This is a genomic window from Streptomyces sp. NPDC126497, assembly GCF_040302425.1.
In the GTDB taxonomy this organism is placed as follows: Bacteria; Actinomycetota; Actinomycetes; order Streptomycetales; family Streptomycetaceae; genus Streptomyces.
Map to the genome: position 1 here is coordinate 40,139 of NZ_JBEORT010000007.1, position 17,176 is coordinate 57,314.

At 71.8% G+C, this 17,176-nt stretch carries 13 protein-coding genes and 3 pseudogenes; 7 read left to right on the plus strand and 9 right to left on the minus strand.

The window, feature by feature from the left end; translation table 11 throughout:
- The first annotated feature begins 204 nt into the window (after positions 1-204).
- Together ABTY20_RS06290 and ABTY20_RS06295 are read left to right on the plus strand one after the other, a co-directional pair.
- The gene (locus ABTY20_RS06290) at positions 205-960 is read left to right on the plus strand and encodes a TetR/AcrR family transcriptional regulator (RefSeq protein WP_351995807.1); all 756 of its coding nucleotides are present in this window, start codon (positions 205-207) and stop codon (positions 958-960) included.
- Positions 961-1,657: 697 nt separating this feature from the next.
- Positions 1,658-2,545 carry an LLM class flavin-dependent oxidoreductase gene (locus ABTY20_RS06295; RefSeq protein ID WP_351995808.1) on the plus strand — a complete coding sequence of 296 codons (888 nt, stop codon included), beginning with the start codon at positions 1,658-1,660 and terminating at the stop codon, positions 2,543-2,545.
- 223 nt (positions 2,546-2,768) lie between these two features.
- On the opposite strand, the gene ABTY20_RS06300 is transcribed toward ABTY20_RS06295, so the two are convergent.
- A complete protein-coding gene (locus tag ABTY20_RS06300; protein WP_351995809.1) occupies positions 2,769-2,972 on the minus strand; it encodes a hypothetical protein in 204 nt (67 codons plus the stop codon).
- On the opposite strand from ABTY20_RS06300, the pseudogene ABTY20_RS06305 reads away from it, so the two are divergent.
- A pseudogene (locus ABTY20_RS06305) lies at positions 2,971-3,289 on the plus strand (hypothetical protein); the annotation flags it as partial. The gene ABTY20_RS06300 and the pseudogene ABTY20_RS06305 sit on opposite strands and share 2 nt — an antisense overlap.
- 19 nt (positions 3,290-3,308) lie before the next feature.
- Here the strand turns inward: ABTY20_RS06305 and ABTY20_RS06310 are convergent.
- Both ABTY20_RS06310 and ABTY20_RS06315 read right to left on the minus strand, forming a co-directional pair.
- Complete coding sequence (locus ABTY20_RS06310; RefSeq protein ID WP_351995882.1) at positions 3,309-3,683, minus strand: hypothetical protein; 375 nt, start codon at positions 3,681-3,683, stop codon at positions 3,309-3,311.
- 727 nt (positions 3,684-4,410) lie between these two features.
- Complete coding sequence (locus tag ABTY20_RS06315; RefSeq protein WP_351995810.1) at positions 4,411-5,367, minus strand: quinone oxidoreductase family protein; 957 nt, start codon at positions 5,365-5,367, stop codon at positions 4,411-4,413.
- Between the two features lie 49 nt (positions 5,368-5,416).
- On the opposite strand from ABTY20_RS06315, the gene ABTY20_RS06320 reads away from it, so the two are divergent.
- Entirely contained in the window at positions 5,417-5,998 is a 582-nt protein-coding gene (locus ABTY20_RS06320) for a TetR/AcrR family transcriptional regulator (protein WP_351995811.1), read from the plus strand.
- Positions 5,999-6,137: 139 nt separating this feature from the next.
- Here ABTY20_RS06320 and ABTY20_RS06325 read toward each other — a convergent pair whose 3' ends face one another.
- The 4 genes from ABTY20_RS06325 to ABTY20_RS06340 form a co-directional block, all read right to left on the minus strand.
- Complete coding sequence (locus ABTY20_RS06325; RefSeq protein WP_351995812.1) at positions 6,138-8,225, minus strand: SpoIIE family protein phosphatase; 2,088 nt, start codon at positions 8,223-8,225, stop codon at positions 6,138-6,140.
- Between the two features lie 4 nt (positions 8,226-8,229).
- Positions 8,230-9,387 (minus strand): acyl-CoA dehydrogenase family protein, encoded by a 1,158-nt coding sequence (locus ABTY20_RS06330; protein WP_351995813.1) that lies wholly within the window; start codon positions 9,385-9,387, stop codon positions 8,230-8,232.
- 439 nt (positions 9,388-9,826) lie between these two features.
- Entirely contained in the window at positions 9,827-10,804 is a 978-nt protein-coding gene (locus tag ABTY20_RS06335) for a magnesium and cobalt transport protein CorA (RefSeq protein WP_351995814.1), read from the minus strand.
- A 314-nt stretch (positions 10,805-11,118) separates the two neighbouring features.
- On the minus strand, positions 11,119-11,940 hold the full coding sequence (locus tag ABTY20_RS06340) for a MerR family transcriptional regulator (RefSeq protein WP_351995815.1): 822 nt from the start codon (positions 11,938-11,940) through the stop codon (positions 11,119-11,121).
- 280 nt (positions 11,941-12,220) lie between these two features.
- Here ABTY20_RS06340 and ABTY20_RS06345 point away from each other — a divergent pair.
- Positions 12,221-12,604, plus strand: a pseudogene (locus tag ABTY20_RS06345) (dihydrofolate reductase family protein); the annotation flags it as partial.
- Positions 12,605-12,636: 32 nt separating this feature from the next.
- Positions 12,637-12,930 (plus strand): annotated as a pseudogene (locus ABTY20_RS06350) (dihydrofolate reductase family protein); the annotation flags it as partial.
- Between the two features lie 531 nt (positions 12,931-13,461).
- Here ABTY20_RS06350 and ABTY20_RS06355 read toward each other — a convergent pair.
- Both ABTY20_RS06355 and ABTY20_RS06360 read right to left on the minus strand, forming a co-directional pair.
- The gene (locus tag ABTY20_RS06355) at positions 13,462-15,825 is read right to left on the minus strand and encodes a SpoIIE family protein phosphatase (protein ID WP_351995816.1); all 2,364 of its coding nucleotides are present in this window, start codon (positions 15,823-15,825) and stop codon (positions 13,462-13,464) included.
- Between the two features lie 171 nt (positions 15,826-15,996).
- Positions 15,997-16,242 carry a hypothetical protein gene (locus ABTY20_RS06360; RefSeq protein WP_351995817.1) on the minus strand — a complete coding sequence of 82 codons (246 nt, stop codon included), beginning with the start codon at positions 16,240-16,242 and terminating at the stop codon, positions 15,997-15,999.
- A gap of 327 nt (positions 16,243-16,569) precedes the next feature.
- Between ABTY20_RS06360 and ABTY20_RS06365 the strand changes: the two genes are divergently transcribed.
- Positions 16,570-17,163, plus strand: a complete 594-nt coding sequence (locus tag ABTY20_RS06365; protein WP_351995818.1) for a dihydrofolate reductase family protein — start codon at positions 16,570-16,572, stop codon at positions 17,161-17,163.
- Positions 17,164-17,176 lie beyond the last annotated feature (13 nt).

Below are 17,176 nucleotides of genomic sequence, written 5' to 3' on the forward strand. Positions count from 1 at the left end.
CCGGGCGAGAAGCCGGCGGAACGCGTCGCGGAGCCCTCTTCGCCCCGGTGGACGGTGCGCGATGCCGCGCTCGTCGCCGCCGGGAACGACGCTAGTAAGGCAGCGGGTTCTTGAGCAGAAGGAGATTTACCTGACACTGTCAGGTTTTCCGTGCGGGTGCAGTTCTCTGGTGACTCGTCCCGTCAACCGCCTTAGGATCGGCGCATGTTCGTCGAAGAGCCCGCGACGGTCCTGCCGTCCCTGCGCCAGCGACGCCGAGCCGTCGCCGTTCGAGAGATCATGGACGCCGCCGAGCGCCAGATCGCCGGGCACGGGCCGCACGCCCTCTCCCTGCGAGCGGTCGCCCGCGACCTCGGCATGACCGTGCAAGGGCTGTACCACTACTTCCCGAACCGGGACGCCCTCGTCACCGCGTTGGTGGCCAAGGCGTACGACGACCTGGCCGATGCCGTCACGGCGGCCGTCGACGCGGCGGCCGACGAGCCGGCCGCACGGCGGTTCCTGGCCGCCACCGAGGGCTACCGCCGCTGGGCCGTCACCCACGTCGAGCGATTCCAGCTGCTGTACGGCGCACCGCTGCGCCACTACGAGGCACCTGCCGAGGGCCCGACCACCCAGGCGATGCGCCGACTGAGCACGGTCTTCCAGCGAGAGATGTTCGACGGGTTCACCACGGCGCAACTCGCCGCAGCCGACACCCGGGCGCTCTCGCCGGCACTGCAGGCGCACCTGGAACCCCTGTTCCCGCACGGCTCGGAAACCCTGCCGCCTTCCGCGGCCGCTCTCCTCCTCGGCGCCTGGGGGCGCATGCACGGCATGGTCGTCCTGGAGGCCTTCGGGCACACCTCCTTCATCGGCGAACACCAGGCGGAGATCTTCCGCATGGCCATGCGTGACCTGCTGGAGGACCTCCATCGGCGCATCCCCACGCAGCCCCCGGGGGCGCCGGCTGCCCCGTGAGGGGCGGCGCCGGACGCGCGGCGGACGCGTGGGCGGCTGCCCCGGTTGCGCACCGGAGCCGGCGCTGACGGGACGAGTGCTCCCGATGCTGTCGCCCCCTCGACCAGGCACTCCCGGGGGCGCGGAGGCCGGTCGGTGAGGCGCTGCCGTTCCTGCCGGCACGTTGCGACCTGGTCGATGCCCTTGCGGGCGGGAGGGGCTGCGAGGAGGAGCGCGTCCTTGACCTTGCGACGGCGCACCCGCGCGGCGAGGAAGTCGATGCCCGCCATGACGAGGGCCTCGTTGGCGGGGTGCTCGCGGTCGCCTTGTCCGGGCCGCCGTCGTAGGCGACCTCGAACTGCCCGAGGACGGCGACCTCGTTGCGGCCGGTCCGGCGCCGAGCAGCCCGGCGCGGCGCACCGTGGGGCGCCGGGAGAGCTGCTGGGGCGACGGCTCCTCGTCGGGGCGGCCGGGTCGAAGGCCGCCGGTACGGCGTCGGGTTCGACAACTCGGTGGCTGTGGTCGTGGCCGGGTCCATGGTGGTCGTGCCCGCTGCCGCTGTGGGCCATCCCAGTTCCCGCTGATCGGTGGTGTGCCCGTGACCTGCCGGGATGTCGTGCCGGCAGCGAGCGCCCGCGGTGAGTACGGGCGCGGGAACGGTGGCCGGCGGTGCCCCGACCGTTGATCATCGGTACGGACGGCGCATAGGTTGCGGTCCATGACGACGACTTCGCAGAACGGCGTTCGGATCGGCGTGATGTACGACCGGGACTGGGCGCCTGAAGGGCTGCCCGGGTTCGCGCGGGAGGTCGAGGCTCTCGGTGTGGACGACCTCTGGGTCGTGGAGGACCTCGGCTGGAACGGGGGCGTGTCCGCGGCGGCCGTGGCGCTGGGGGCGACCGAGCGGCTGCGGGTCGGCATCGGGATCACCCCGGCGCCGCTGCGCAGCCCCGCGCTGCTCGCGATGGAACTGGCCACGCTGGCGCGGGTGTTCCCGGGTCGGCTGGTGGCCGGGGTCGGGCACGGGGTGCGGGAGTGGATGACGGCGGTCGGCCTCGCCCCGCGCTCCCCGCTCGCGCTGCTGGAGGAGACGATCACCTCCGTGCGGGCGCTGCTGCGGGGGGAGCGCGTCGAGCTGGCGGGCCGGGAGGTGCGGCTGGACGGGATCCGGTTGGTGCACCCGCCGGCCGAGGTGCCGCCGGTGGTCGCGGGAGTGGTGCGGCCGCGTTCGCTGGAGCTGTCCGGGCGGGTCGCCGACGGCACGGTGATCGCGGAGGGGCACGGCCCCGCCGAGGTGACGGCGGCCCGGGAGCTGGTGGCCAAGGGCGGCGCGGGCGCGGAGCACACGATGACGGTGCTCGCCTTCACCTGCGTGGACGAGGACCCCGCCCGCGCCGCCGAGGCACTGCGCCCGCACACGGAGGGTCAGGCCGCCTGGCTCGGCCGCCCGGCGGACGAGGTGTTCACCGTCTCCGGCCGCCCGGAGGACGCCGCCGGTCACGTACGCGAACTGGCGGCGGCCGGCGCCGACACGGTCGTCCTGCGAGTGGCGGGAGCGGAGCCGGTACGGCAGCTCGGGCGCCTGCTGGAGACACTGCGACGGTAGGCCGCCGGGCGCGGTGGCACGGCGGACCGGCGGACCGGAGGGGCCGGGCCGGCGCGGAAGCAGACGTGCAGCGCGGCGTACAGGTCGGCGGGCACGGCACGGCACGGCCGGTCACCGGTCAGACCGCCCGGGGGTGCCGGAGACGTGCCGTGGGCCGGACGAGGGGGCGCAGGAGCGGCACCCGCCGGGCCCACGCGCGCCGGCGGGGCGGGTGAACCTGGCGTCAAACGCTGTCCCGTACGCCGTCCCCGCCGGGGAAGTGCCGGCCGATCCCGCAGGTGTATTCCCAGCCGTACGGGAGCGGGGCGGAGCCGTCGCGGGTGGGGAGGACGGGGACGTTGGTGCCGTCGCGCTGTCCGCGGAAGGTGCCGATCACCCCGTGTCCGGCGCGGCGGACGGTGGTGGTGGGGTCGAGGCCGGTTGCCATGCGGTCCCCCTTGGGCGGGTTCACCCGACGAGGGCGGCGGGCAGTGCGGCGCCGAGGACGACGCCGCCCAGCGGCACGCGGACACCCTGCGGTTCGTGCTGTTCGAGGCCGGATCCGCGGGGCTGCTGTCCTCCCGGCTGACCCGCGCCGGCAGGCTGTCTCCCGGCCAGGTCAGGCCGGGGCTCGCCGCCCTGCGCGACATCACCGCCGAAAACAGCCGGCCACCGCTGATCCGGACCAGGGCCGACGGCTACCAGCTCGGCGCAGAACGCGCCGAGCTGGAGGCATGTGAGCGGGCCGTGCTCACCGGGAAGCTGAGGGGACTTCTACAGGTGCTCAGCCGGCGTCCCAGAAACCGGAGGCCACCCGGCTACCGGAGGTGCACCCGGCGTACACGCCCCTGCGGTCCCCGTAAGCGCGGGTGTACGAGCTGTACTGGGTCTTCCCATTGGAACACTTGACCCAGGTGCCGTACTTCTCCGGCCCGGTCCCGTCACACCAGCCGGTGAAGCCTGTGGTGGTGAAGCTGATCGCGTCGCAATTGCCGTTCCAGTCCTTCACACCGGCGCCGGTCCTACTGTCGCGCGAGACGGCCGAAGCAACGACGGTCTGTTCGGTTTGAGTGGACGAGGCACTCGCCGCCTCCGATGTCAGTGCCAAACCGCCCAGCACCAATGCCCCGATGGCGGCGTAAGCGCGGTACTTCTGCATGGTGGATCCCCCTTGATGAAGCGCTGTGGTCACTTACCTGCCGGGCGCTCGTGGATGGTGGCCCCCTCCTGCACGAGCCCTGCCCACCTGGTTCCGCGCCCCGCAGAACACCATCGGCCTCCCACCTGGAGCAGACATTGCGAGAACTTTGAATTGCCTGGTCAGCACATTGGCAGGCCGGCCGAAGCGTTTGCCTGGCCACCCCTCGGGCAGATCTCCTGACCTGCGTAGGCGCTGAATTTTGACGTAGCTTGGCTTTTACGGTCCTCCGGCGAACACTGCCTCGAGCTTGCTGATGATTTCTTCCAGGTTCCGGACGTAGAAGCGGACTGTAAATCGTTCGGTGCGATTCCCGGTCACGGAGGACGCGGATCCGCCGGTCCGGAGATCCTCCAGTCCGCCGGAAGGTGGCGGCACGACGGCCCGTCGCGCAAGGACCGGGTCCGCGCATCCGTGACGGGGTGCCTCCTGGGGCACGCGCCTGTCCGGGTGCCGTGCCGTCCCGCAGCAGGCCGACGACTCGCGGTGCAGCCCGGACGGCACCGTCCGGCCTCTCGGCTTCTCACGCGGATGGAGGAAACGGTGGCATCCCGCGGACCGGCACACGTGGCACCCGAACATGCGGGTTCACGTGTGCCGGGCCGGAAGCGGTCCGGCGATCACCGGGACCCTTCCGGCCCGCCTCGGTGGCGGCGACCGCTCGCCGGGCTGTACCACCGGTCGCCGGTCACGGAACCAGCAGCAGTTTCCCGGTGGTCGTGCGCGACTCGATGTCGGCGTGGGCCCTCGCCGCCTCCGCCAGCGGGTAGCGGCCGCCGATCCGGACGACCAGCTCCCCCCTCTCGACCAGCGCGAACAGCTCGGCCGCGTACGTGGCGAGCTCCTCGCGCGTACGGATGTGGTCGGGGAGCGTGCCGTAGGTGAGGCGGATGCTGCGCGGGATCTCGTTCATCGCGATGGTCGGCACGTCGCCGATCAGCGGCCCGTAGAACACCATCGTGCCGTGCGTGCGCAGTACCTCCAGTGATGCGGAGAACGTCGGTCCGCCCGCGCCGTCGAACACCGCGTGCACCCCCTCGCCGCCGGTCAGCTCCCGCACCGGCTCGACAAACCTGCCCCCCGTGGACACCACGACGTGGTCGGCGCCGGCGGCGGTGGCGATCTCGACCTTCTCCGGCCGCGACACCAGGCCGATCACGGTGCCGCCACGCGCCTTGATCAACTGGGTGAGCAGCAGCCCGACCCCGCCGGCCGCAGCGTGCACGAGCGTGACGTCACCGGGCTGCACCGGGTGGCAGACGGTGCAGTGATGGTGTGCGGTCAGCCCCTGCAGCAGCACGGCCGCGGCCGTCTCGTCGTCGATGGCGTCGGGTACCGCGACGACGCTGTCCACGGGGAGCACGACCTGCTCCGCGTAACTGCCATGGGCGTCGGTCGTCACCCACGCGACGCGGTCCCCCGGGGCGACCCCGTGCACGCCCTCGCCCGTCTCCACCACCACACCGGCACCCTCCGCACCCGGCACCTCGGCCGCCCGCTCCCGGCGGATGCCGACGTCGAAGAAGTTCACGCCGGCCACCCGGACGTCCACCAGTATTTCTCCCGGACCCGGACGAGGTGTCAGCCGCTCGCGCAGCTGCAGTACTTCGGGTCCACCCGCTTCGTTGATGACTATCGCCTTCATGCGGCCAAAGCTAGGTTTCGAAAAATGTACCTACAAGTACACTTTTTCGATGACCACGAGGAAGGGCGCGGCGACCCGCCTGCGCATCATCGAAGCCGCCGCGGCCGAGATCCGGGAACGCGGCGCGAACGCCACCACGCTTGACGACGTGGGCCGGCGCAGCGGTACCGGGAAAGGGCAGATGTTCCACTACTTCCCGAAGGGCCGGGAGGAGCTGCTGCTCGCGGTCGCCGTGCACGAGGCCGATCGCGTGTTCGAAGGCCAGCAGCCCTACCTCAGCGAACTCACCTCGCGCGTGGCCTGGGAAGCGTGGCGCGACCTCATCGTCGAGCAGTACCGCGACCAAGGGCTGTACTGCCCGCTCGGGGTGCTGATCTCCGACGTGGGGCGCCACAGCCCGGCCTCGCAAGCCGTCGCGGCCCAACTGGTGCGGCGTTGGCAGGAGTGCGTCCGGGCCGGTATCGAGGCCACGCAGGCGGCCGGCGAGGCCGACCCGGAGCTCGACGCCGACCGCACGGCCGCGGCCGTGATCGGTGCCATCCAGGGCGGTGTCACCGTCCTGCTCTCCACGAACTCCACGGAGCACCTGGAGGCCGGGCTGAGCCTCTGCCTCGACCGTCTGCTGTTGTGAACGCGCGATCACCGGTGGCAGCTCCCCGCCCGTTCCCGTCGCAGCGCCGGGGTCATCGGCCAGGAGACCGCCCCGTGGACCCGGGCCCCAACCAGGTCGACGGCGCTCCGGGCCGGTTGCCGGAAGGCCTTCCGTGTCGTCACCTGATGCTCGTGTCGGCGCTCTCTTCGGGCCGGCCGTGGATCGCAGTTGCCGTCAGGGCCAGGACGGCGAGGTCGTCGCGCAGCCGTTCGCCCCACCAGCGGTGGGCGTCGTCCATCAGCACGGTGGCCACGTTCTCGGCAGAAGCCGGCTCATCGGTCGGCGGTAGGGAGGCGACGATGGCAGCGAGGTCTTCCGGGGTGCGCTGGTCTGCGGCGCCGGCTCCCTCGGTGAAGCCGTCGGTGTAGAGCACCAGGGTGTCGCCGGGTCGCAGTTCCGCTTCGGTGATCAGGTGGCGCGGCGTCTCCAGTACGCCTAGCAGGGTGCCTCGTGTCTCCAGCGGGGCGGTGTCGCCGTTCGCTCGGCGCAGGAGCGGTGGGGGGTGGCCGGCGCCGGCGATCCGGAGGCGGGTGGGGGTGCGGGTGGTGTCGATGACTACGTAGATGAGGGTGCAGAAGGGGGTGTTCTGGCGGCGCAGCGCGTTGTTGATCAGGCTGAGGACGTGGGAGGGGTCGCTGGTGTGCTGGGCGGCGGCCCACACGGTGTGGCGGACCAGACCGGTGATGGCGGCCGCGTCGGGGCCTTTGCCGCAGACGTCGCCGAGGACCAGGACGTGGCGGCCGTCGGGAGCGGTGAAGGCGTCGTAGAAGTCACCGCCGATGTGCAGGCCCTGACTGAACGGTTCATAGCGGGCGGCGAGATCGAAGCCCGGCAGGTCGGGCAGCCTGGGTGGGAGCAGGGGACGCTCGAGGGCGCGGGTCGCCTCGCTGAGGCGGTTGAGCAGGCGGTCCTGTTGCGTGCCGACAGCTATCTGGTCGGCGATGTTCTCCAACGTGGCGAGGACGGTACCGGGCAGCGCCAGGCGCGTGGTCAGCGACAGCACGCCGAGCAGCTCCCCGCCGGAGATGAGGGGGAAGCCGGTGAACGATCCGCGGCCGTTTGCCGGTTGGTCCGCGCGCGAGTCGGTACGGGGCGGGACGTCCAGGTACGGGCGGCGCGCCGCGACGACCTGTTGCGCGAGGACGCGCTGAGCCTTCTCGCAGAAGGAACCGTCGGAGGGCTCGTCGTCGTCCTCGGTGCAGATGGCGTGGACCAGTTCGCCGCGAGTGTTCAGGCTCCAGACGCAGACGCGGTCGGCACCCAGGCGGTCGGTGGCGGCGCGCACACATCTGCGCAGGCGTTCCTCCAGTGGTCCTGGCGCCGTCATGGCGGCGGCGACTTCGGCGGTGAGCAGGGCGTTGCTGGTGCGTTCGGCGAGCTTGCGCTGGGCGTGCAGGCGGTCGGTGACGTCCTCGGTCAGGACGAGGGTGCGGCTGCGTCCCTCGGTGTCCAGGACCTGCCGCACGGCCATGCGCAGGGCCTGGGAGGTGCCGTCGCCGCGGACGCGTTCGAAGACCGCGTCGGGTTCGGCGCCCCCGTGTTGCCGAGGCGTGGCCAGATGATGGTGCAACGTGGTCCGTTGGTCCTCGGGGAACAGGTCGGTCACCGGTCGGCGCACCGAGTCCGGCTCGGTCAGCTCCAGGAGGCCGGCGGCTCGCTGGTTCCAGGCGATCATCGCGTCGCCGTCCAGCATGAGCACGCCGATCGGTGCTTGGGCCAGGAACTGTCCCAGCAGCCGCTGTCCCAGTTGCCGGTCGATCGAGGTGCCCGAGGACAGCCGCTGTTGGGCCGCGGCCCGCGCCGCGGCGTGTGCCCGACGACGGGTGAGCTGCTGGAGCAGCTCGCTCACCACGTGGGTCGTCCGTTGCGCCGTCTCGCCGCCCGCCACACGGCGAACGGTGTCGGAGGGGAACAGGAGGGGGAGTACGGCGAGCTTGTCCTCCGTGTCGGGGGTGACCGTCACGGCGACCGTCAGATCCGCGGAGTGCGGCCGCAGGGAGTGGACGACGCCGACAGGCGCCGTCACCGTCTCCCCCAGCACCACCACCGTGGGCCGGCGCAGACCGGGCGGTCCGCCGGTATAGGCCAGTACGTCCTCAGCGGTGCTCTGGAGGATCTCGGCAGTCGCGGCGAGCTCGGCGGTGAGCGTGGTGGCCGTCTGCCGGGGGAGGTCGACCAGCAGCAGCAGAGGCAGGCTGGGGTTCATCGCTTCAGCTCTCGAGCAGGGGTTCGTCGAGCAGGGCTCTGCCGGTCCATACCCGCAGCAGGTCGGTCACCGGGGACATCACGTGCGCGGCGCGGGCGTCGCGCAGCATGCGGTGCAGGGGCGAGTGCTCGGCGTAGCCGATACCGCCGACCAGGGTCAGGGCGTCGTTGACGGTGGCCTCGGCGGCCTCGGCCACCTCGGCCTTGGCCGAGGCCAGCCCCAGCAGAGCCTCCGGTGCACCGATCTCCGCTTCGGCTGCGGCATGGTAGATCAGCCGTCGAGTACGTTCCACGCGCGCCCACATCGTGCCCAGTCGGTGCTGGACGACCGGCTGCCCGGCAGCGGACCGCCCCACGCGTGCCCCTCTGTGCCGCAACAGATGGGCACGGGCTTCCTCCAGGGCGGCCGCGGCCACCCCTAGATAGGTGCCGGCCATGGCCATCAGGAAATAAGGGGCGACGACGTTGAAGACGTACCAGATCTCATCGCCCTCCTCCCCCAGCAGGCACCAGTCGGCGATTTCCACTCCTCGCAGCTCCAGACCGCGCGAGGCGTTGCCGCGCATGCCGAAACCCTGCCATGACGGCCCCCATTCCAGTCCCGGCACAGTGGCGTCGACCACCGTGCACGAGAACTGACCCGGTGGCGTTCCCGGCCCGGCGGCCAGGGTCGACAGGACATAGGAATCCGCATGGCCGGCGTTGGTCACAAAGCTCTTCGCTCCGGTCAGCCGCAGCGCGCGCTCGCCGACACGCTCCATACGGGTCTGCGGCAGCCAGAACTCCCCGCCCGTCCCCGGCTCGGACAGAGCCAGAGTCGTCAGATGTTCACCGGCCGCGATCGGCTTCAGGTAGTGCTCCTGCTGCCGTCGGCTGGCCTTCGCAGCGATCACCGCCGAGCCGACGAGGTGCATACCGAAGCAGATCGACGTCGAGGCGCAGGCCTGCCCCGTCGCCTCACCGACCTGCGCAACCGCCGGCAGGCCGTGCCCCATCCCCCCGTACTCGGCCGGCACCACCAGCCCGCCCAGCCGGGACCGCAGCGCGGCCATGCCCTTCTCCGGCCATCTCTGCTCCTGGTCCACGGCCGCGGCCTCAGGGGCGAGGACCTGCTCACCGATCTCTCGCGCCGCGGCCACCGCAGCCCCGAGCTCCACTCCCACCAATGCTGCACTCCGTCACTTCATAGGGCCCGGTCGACAGCATCGGCGGGCACGACAGTCCTCCTTCGGCGCACTACTGCCAGACGCCCACGCCCCTCAAGCCTACGGCGTACTCGGCCGTCGCCCGCACGGCCACCGAGTCCGACTCGGCCCCGGAGCGGTTCGCACCGCGCGCCAACAGGTCCGCGTGCCGCTCGTGCCGTGGCGGACTTCCGGCCCTCGGCAAGGGCCGCTGCCCCGGTTCCCCCGTCGGCCGGGGTACCGACGGCTCCCGTGCGCGTGCGTCGTGGACGCGGAGCACCTTCCCGGGTGCTCGTCGAACGCGGTCACGATGCGCCGGCGGACGGTGGCGGTCCCCGCGGGGGCCGATTCGTGACCGGGTGGGGTCAGGCTGCCGACGACCTTGCGGAGGCGGCGAGTTCGGCCGGTCCGGCCTCGGTCACAGCCAGCCGTTGCGACGGAACGCCCGGTACAGCAGTCCTGCTCCCAGGGCCATGACGGCGAGTGCGCACGGATAACCGTAGCGCCAGTCCAGTTCGGGCATGTGGGCGAAGTTCATGCCGTAGAGCCCGGCGACCATGGTGGGGATGGCGAGGATGGCCGCCCAAGCGCTGATGCGGCGCATGTCGTCGTTCTGCCAGGTGCCCACTTTTGCGAGATGGGCGTCGAGGACGGAGGCGAGCAGCTGGTCCAGGGCGCGGACCTCCGTGTCGGTGCGGGTGAGGTGGTCGGTGACGTCGCGGAAGTAGGGCAGGACGTGCTGTGGCCAGTCGTCCCGCCTGGCGGTGAGGAACTGCAGGACGGGGACGAGTGGCTGGACGGCGTCGCGGAACTCCACCACCTCGCGCTTGAGGGAGTAGATCCGCTCGGTGAGGTCGTCCCGGGAGGGCGAGAAGACACACCGTTCCAGCTCGGTCAGGTCCGTACGGACCCGGGCGGCGGCCTCGGCGTAGGCGTCGACGACGACATCGGCCACGGTCTGCAGGACGGCGACCGGCCCGAGCCGTGCCATGTCCGGCTGCTCGTGGAGACGGCGCGCGGCCTCCGCAGTGGGATCGTCCGCGCCGTGCCGCACGGTCAGCGCGAACGAAGGGCCGAGGAAGATCATCACTTCCCCGGTCTCCACGTCCGCGGTCCGTTCGACGAACCACAGCGTCTTCATCGCGACGGCCAGCACATCGCCGTAGCGTTCCTGCTTCGGCCGCTGGCGCGCCTGGACGGCGTCCTCGATGGCCAGGGGATGCAGCTCGAGGTACTCGCCGAGTCGCTGCAACTCCTCCTGGCGGGGCTCGTCCACGCGGATCCACGCGAACTCACCCGGCTTCAGGCCCGCCAGACGCTCCAAGGTGGCATCGCACGCGTCCGCCTGCCCGCAGTCGATCCGCTCGCACTCGCCCGTCGTCTTCTGATAGATCATGCACTCCATGCCGCTACGGCTGCTTCCGCCGCCGCATTCCATGCCTGGCAGTGGGCGAGGAAACCGCGGTACCGCATCCGCGCTCCAGTGGTCACCGGACCTTCGCGTGAGTCGGCTGCCGGGCAGGGAGCGGCTGGCAACCCGACGATTCATTGCCGGCCGAAAGGGTCCGCCATCATGCCCGACGTCGCCGCGCCGATGCCGCCTGCGCCGCGCCTGCCGCGGGAAGCCCTCAGGACTGAAGTCGGGCGGCGGGACACCGTAGCGGTCTCCCGCCGCCCGGACGTGATCCGGTCGGGCCGGGGCGTGATCGATCAGGCCCGGGTCACCGGTGCCTGCAGTTCCGTCACCCAGTCGTCACGGTTCTCCGGGCACTCCAGGTTGATCTCCCGGGGGTATCCGGTCGACCGGTAGCCGTTGGCGTCGATCCATCGGGCCAGGGCCTGGGCGGTGGGGAGCACGGCGTCCATCGGGCCGCGGTGCACGATGGTCGCCGCCCGGTCGAGGGACGGCAGGTCGAGGATCCGGAAGGTACCGTCCTGGAGAGGGGCGGATACCTGGACGGCGGCGTGGACGCTGATCCTGCCTCCGCCCTCCGGGGCCTCCTCGTAGTACGCGATGCCGGGACCCGTGGGGGTGACACCCGCTGAGCGCAGGGATCGGAACAGCTCGTCGTAGAGCGGTCTGATGACCGGGCCGATGTCCTCGGGCTCGAAGCTCGCGGCGGTCGCGGTCAGCTCCGCCACCCGGACGGAACGGACGCTCTTGACGACTACGTCGTTCGTGGGCATGTGCCCCTCACTCTCGATCGCTCGGAGCCTCGCCTCGACCTGGACCAGCCGTGCTCCCGCCGCAGCCATCGCGGTCTCCAGTTCGGCCCGCCGCAGCCGCAGCATGCCGCGCAGTTCCCCGATGCCGACCTTCTCGTCCACGATGTCCCGGACCTGCTGGAGAGTGAATCCGAGGTCCTTGAGCGCGATGATCCGGTTGAGGCGGGCGAGCTGGGCAGCGGTGTAGTAGCGATAGCCGCTGGCGGGGTCGACGTGAGCCGGGCGCAGCAGTCCGGTCGCGTCGTAGTGACGCAGCATCCGGACCGAGACGCGGCCGTGCCGGGCGAAGTCTCCGATGGTGAACATGATGTCTCCGAGCTGACCGCCTGACACGGTGTGAGGGTCAAGAAGCTACTCGGCGGCCGGGACAGCGGGAACTCGGAGCCCCGTCGACGCGGTTGCACGGGTGTGCCCACTCAGCGGTGGTCCGCGCTTGCGCGGGTGGGACGACGACGCGATCCGGACACCCGTGCCGGGCTGGAGCGGCGCCGGGGCGGCTTCACGTTCCGGAATCGCGTGGATCGTCGGGTCCGTTCGCGGATGGGGCCGAGCCGGGTCTTCGACGGAACTCGAACCGCCGTTCGCGATCGCGTTCGTCACCTCCCTCGACGGCCACGCGTCGGGAGAGGGACGGCCCGGGTTCCGGGGCCTCGAAGGACCGGAGCACCTCGCACGGCTCGGCGAGCAGCCCGAGGTCACCTACCTGGTGGGGGCGAACACCCACCGCCTGGTGTCGGGCTTCGCCGCAGGCGGGGTCCCGACTGGCCAGGACGCGTTCAGGCCCGAAGAAGAGGCGTCCGTCGACGAGCTCACGCAAGCGTCCAAGACGGTGTTCCCCTCCTCGCTCGAGGGGCCGCCGACGTGGGCCAACTCCACGCCCGTCCGCGACGACGCCGTCGAGGCGGTCCGCGCCGTGAAGTCGAGTGGCGCGGGACTCCTCGGCACGATCAGGCCACTGTGTGTACTCAGGCGGCGTCCTCGTGGACGTGGTTGCCGTGCCACTCCCCCCTGCTAAAGGGCGACGTCGCCGACGCCGTGCGCGAGTTGAAGGCCTCCGGCGGCGGGGACATCGACGTCGTCGGCAGCGGCGACCTCGCCCGGACGCTCATGCGGCACGACCTGGTCGACGAGTACCGGCTGACCATCCATCCGGTGGTCATCGGCACCGGCAAGCGGCTGTTCGCCGAGGGGACGGTCCCCACCGCCCTGGAGCCGGTCGGTGTCTCGACGACGAAGAGCGGCACCGTCGTCGGCGTCTACCGGCCGACCGGCAAGCCCGGCTACGGCAGTTACTGACACCGTGTCCCGCGTGGTGAGTCGGATGAGTCGTGGGTAGCGGCTCAGCCCGGCCGTATGCCTCGTCGGTGTGCGGCCGCCGGGACTCGAGGTGCCGGTCGACCGGTGTGGTCGTGGCCCGGGGCGTGCCGGGGCGTACCGGCGCAGGTCCTTCACCCGGCCGGGCGGGCACGTGGTTCGGACGCCGCGCCACCGGTGCTCCTCGGTGTCTCCGACTCAGGCGTCGAAGGCGGGCGGGTGCCCGCTGCGGTGGCTGTGCCGCTGCGGGCTGCGAGTCCGGTGGGCCCGTTCCGGGAGGGTGCGCTCGACGCCTCGCCCTCGCAGGGCGAGGCCGGGAGGCGGCCGCGTTGGTGCCGGACGAGGAGGCCGGCGTGCCTTCGATCATCTGCTCGCCGATCGTGTGCGTGCCGGCGGTGAGGTTGTCCAGGGGGCGGCGGGCGCGGGGGCCGCGCTCCCCAGGTGTGTCGCGTCATCGGCGAAGGCCGATCGCCGATCAGCGCGGTGCACTCCGTCTCGGCCGGTCGCGTCCGCTCAGGCCGCCAGGGGTATCTCGGCCCAGATCGTCTTGCCCTGCGCGGCGTGGCGGGTGCCCCAGTGCCAGGCGAACTGGGCGACGAGGAGCAATCCGCGTCCGCCCTCGTCGAAGGAGCGGGCGCGGCGCAGGTGAGGGGAGGTGCTGCCGGCGTCGGAGACCTCACAGACGAGGCTGCCGTCGTGGATCAGCCGCAGCTGGATGGGGGGCCGGCCGTAGCGGATGGCGTTGGTGACCAGCTCGCTGACCACCAGCTCGGTGACGAAGGCGGACTCGTCCAGCCCCCAGGCCGTCAGCTGGTCGGTGACCTGTTTGCGGGCCCGGGCGACGACGACGGGTTCCGGGGGCAGACCCCAGGTGGCGACCTGGTCGGCTCCCAGGACGCGGGTGCGGGCGACGAGCAGGGCGACGTCGTCGTCGGGAGGGGTGGGCAGCAGCGTTGCGAGCACGTCGTCGCAGAGCGTGTCCAGCGTCCGCGCGGGCCGGGTGAGGGTCTGGCGCAGCGTACCGAGCCTCTCGTCGATCTCATGGCCGCGGGCTTCGATGAGGCCGTCGGTGTACAGGGCGAGGAGGCTGCCCTCGGGCAGTTCGACCTCGTACGCCTCGAAGGGCAGGCCTCCCAGGCCGAGCGGTGGGCTCGCGGGGAGGTCGAGGAAGGCCGCTTCGCCGTCCGGGGTCACCACGACGGGCGGCGGGTGGCCGGCACGGGCCAGGGAGCAGCGGCGGGAGACGGGGTCGTAGACCGCGTAGAGACAGGTGGCGCCGATGTCTCCGGCGATGTCGGCATCGGCCGCGGCCTCGCAGGACAGGCGGATGACGACGTCGTCGAGGTGGGTGAGCAGTTCGTCGGGCGGCAGGTCGATGTCGGCCAGGGTCCGGACGGCCGTGCGCAGCCGCCCCATGGTGGCGGAGGCCTGGATTCCGTGGCCGACGACGTCACCGACCACCAGGGCGACCCGGGCGCCGGAGAGCGGGATGACGTCGAACCAGTCGCCGCCCACGCCGGCCCGGCCCCCGGCGGGCAGGTAGCGGGAGGCGGCCTCGAGCGCCGGCCGGTGGGGCAGTGCCATGGGCAGCAGACTGCGCTGCAGGGTCACGGCCGTGTTGCGCTCACGGGTGTAGCGACGGGCGTTGTCGATGCACACCGCGGCCCTGGCCGTGATCTCCTCGGCCAGCAGGACGTCGTCCTGCGTGAACGCCTCCGGGTGCCGGGTGCGCCCCAGGAATACCGAGCCGAGGGTGACACCACGGGCGCGCATCGGCACCACCATCACCGAGTGCGCCCCGGACCGGAGGAGCCGGGTGGCCCGCTCGGGATCCTGGGCCCTCCATCGGGCCATGGAGGAGTCGTTCACCTCGTACACCGCGGAACGGCCGGTGGCCAGACACTCGGCCGTGGGTGCGAACGCCGGGTACTCCACCTTGCTCCCCAACCGGAGCATGGTGCCGAGGAGGACATCGCTCTCTGCCTGCCGTGCGGTCCGGCGCATGGTGATCGGGCCGCGCAGCGGGCCGTCGGGCGGCTCCTCGCCGCGGGGGATGAACTCCAGCAGATCGACGGACGCGTAGTCCGTGAGCCGGGGGACGACCACGTCGACGAGTTCCTGCGCGGTGCGGGCGACGTCCAGGGTGCTGCCGATGCGGTTGCCGGCCTCATTGACCAGTTGCAGCCGCTGGCGGGCCAGGTACTGCTCGGTGATGTCGAGAAGCACCACGGACGATCCCCGCACCTGGCCGAGGTGGTTCTTCAGCGGAGAGAGGAACACGGACCAGGCACGGCCCCGCGACTCGCCGGGGGCTCGGAGGTACCGGACCACGTGCACGGGTTCCCCGGTGCGCACCACCTGCTCCTGGAGCTCTGTGAATTCGTCGTACGCCGGGCTGGGCAGGAAGTCCCTGAGGCGGCGCCCCCGTATCCGCTCCTCGGACAGGCCCACTATCCGGGCTATCACGTCGTTGGCCCCCACCGCCCGGTTGTCCCGGTCGTAGAACGCCACGGCGACCGGAAGCTGCGACAGGGTGAGATCCCTCAGCAGGGTGTTCTCCTCCCCGGACGGGCTCGGGCCGTCCGGAACCGGGGAGGTGAGGACCCATTGGGCCTGTCCGTCCCCGACCGGGCACGGGCAGGCCCGGACCACCACGTCCAGCGTCCGGCCGTCCCGGTGTCGAGCCGGGACGACGCCGTGCCACGGTGCCTGCTCCGCCAGACGGCGCAGGGCCGACGGGGGGAGGGGTGAGGCGAGCAGATCGGCCGCGGGGCGTGAGACGACCTCCCCGGGTACGTGACCGAGCAGGCTCCGGGCTCCCTCGCTCCATCCCGTGATCACCCCTCGCTCGTCGACGATGGCGACGGCGGAGGTCATGGTGCACGGCTCGGGCGTGTCCTCGGGTCGGCTCCCAGCACCATTGTCCTGAAGTGCCATTTGAACCCATTTCATCCCAATCGCCGCGGCGGGTGCGTCGGGCGGCGGCCGAGGGGCAGGCGTCAGGCGAGTTCACCCGTGGTCAGGAGACCGGGTGGTGCGCCGTGCGCATCAGCCACGGCCGGTGGACTCCTCGTCGTCGCCGCCCTCGGGTGCGGCGCCCCCTTCGGACTCGACACCCTCAAGAGGCCTGCCCGCCGTCGTGCCCCGTCCCGGCTGGTAACCCTCCTTGCTGCTCCCCGTGCCTGAGAGGGAACGGTCCCGGGCCTGGCTCTCGGCACCCGAGTGCGATCCGGGCTCCTCGGGGTCGCGGGCCCGGTCGTAGCCGTCCTCGTGGCGGTCTTCCTGGCTGGCCATGTCTGCACCTTCCACGTCGGGTCATCGCCGGGTTCCCTCGGGTGCGACACCGGAAACGGCGGCGCACCACGAGGACCGCGGGGCCCCCTGGCGGAGGGTGGGCCGGTCGCCCCGGTCGGCCGACGCATCCGGGGTCCGGCGACCTCACGCACGTGCGACGTCCGCTCCCCCGCGCGGCCGGGGAGCAGACGTCGGCCGGATCGCCCGCCGGCTCGGGTCGACGAGGGCCGTGCGGCGCCGATCACTCCGCCTCGCCATTGACACCACTCCAAGCGTAGTACTACATTCAGACCACTTCAAGCGGAGTACTACATGCGGGGGACCACTGTGCGAAAGCTCGTGTACTACATCGGCGTCTCGCTCGACGGCCGCATCGCCGGCCCCGGCGGCGAGTTCGACTTCTTTCCGCAGGGCGATGAGCAGCAGGCCGCCGCCTACGCGACCTGGGTGAACGCGCTGTACCCGGAGACCGTCCCGACCGCCCACCGCGCGGCCGTCGGCGTCGCCGACGCGCCCAACCGGCGTTTCGACACCGTCGTCATGGGCCTCGGCACCTACCGCCCCGCCCTCGACGACGGGATCACCAGCCCGTACACGCACCTGCGTCAGTACGTCGTGTCCACCACCCTCAAGCCCGACACCGACCCAGCCGTCACCGTCGTGCCGGGCGACCCGCTCGCCCTCGTCCGCGAGCTCAAGGGCGAGGTGGGCGCCGGCCTGGACATCTGGCTCTGCGGGGGCGGTCGGCTCGCGGGCACCCTGTCGCCCGAGATCGACGAGCTGCTGATCAAGACCTATCCGGTCGTCGCGGGCACCGGAGTCCCGGTGGTGGACGGCGCCTTCGACCCCACCGTCTTCGACGTCGCCGAACGCACCGCCTTCCCCAACGGGGTCACCCTCACCCGGCTCATCCGCCACTAGACGGTTTCGGTCC

Coding starts and splice junctions, on each gene's coding strand:
- ABTY20_RS06290 (WP_351995807.1), top strand. CDS start 205: ATGTTCGTCGAAGAGCCCGCGACGGTCCTGCCGTCCCTGCGCCAGCGA.
- ABTY20_RS06295 (WP_351995808.1), top strand. CDS start 1,658: ATGACGACGACTTCGCAGAACGGCGTTCGGATCGGCGTGATGTACGAC.
- ABTY20_RS06300 (WP_351995809.1), bottom strand. CDS start 2,972: ATGGCAACCGGCCTCGACCCCACCACCACCGTCCGCCGCGCCGGACAC.
- ABTY20_RS06310 (WP_351995882.1), bottom strand. CDS start 3,683: ATGCAGAAGTACCGCGCTTACGCCGCCATCGGGGCATTGGTGCTGGGC.
- ABTY20_RS06315 (WP_351995810.1), bottom strand. CDS start 5,367: ATGAAGGCGATAGTCATCAACGAAGCGGGTGGACCCGAAGTACTGCAG.
- ABTY20_RS06320 (WP_351995811.1), top strand. CDS start 5,417: ATGACCACGAGGAAGGGCGCGGCGACCCGCCTGCGCATCATCGAAGCC.
- ABTY20_RS06325 (WP_351995812.1), bottom strand. CDS start 8,225: ATGAACCCCAGCCTGCCTCTGCTGCTGCTGGTCGACCTCCCCCGGCAG.
- ABTY20_RS06335 (WP_351995814.1), bottom strand. CDS start 10,804: ATGATCTATCAGAAGACGACGGGCGAGTGCGAGCGGATCGACTGCGGG.
- ABTY20_RS06340 (WP_351995815.1), bottom strand. CDS start 11,940: ATGTTCACCATCGGAGACTTCGCCCGGCACGGCCGCGTCTCGGTCCGG.
- ABTY20_RS06355 (WP_351995816.1), bottom strand. CDS start 15,825: ATGACCTCCGCCGTCGCCATCGTCGACGAGCGAGGGGTGATCACGGGA.
- ABTY20_RS06360 (WP_351995817.1), bottom strand. CDS start 16,242: ATGGCCAGCCAGGAAGACCGCCACGAGGACGGCTACGACCGGGCCCGC.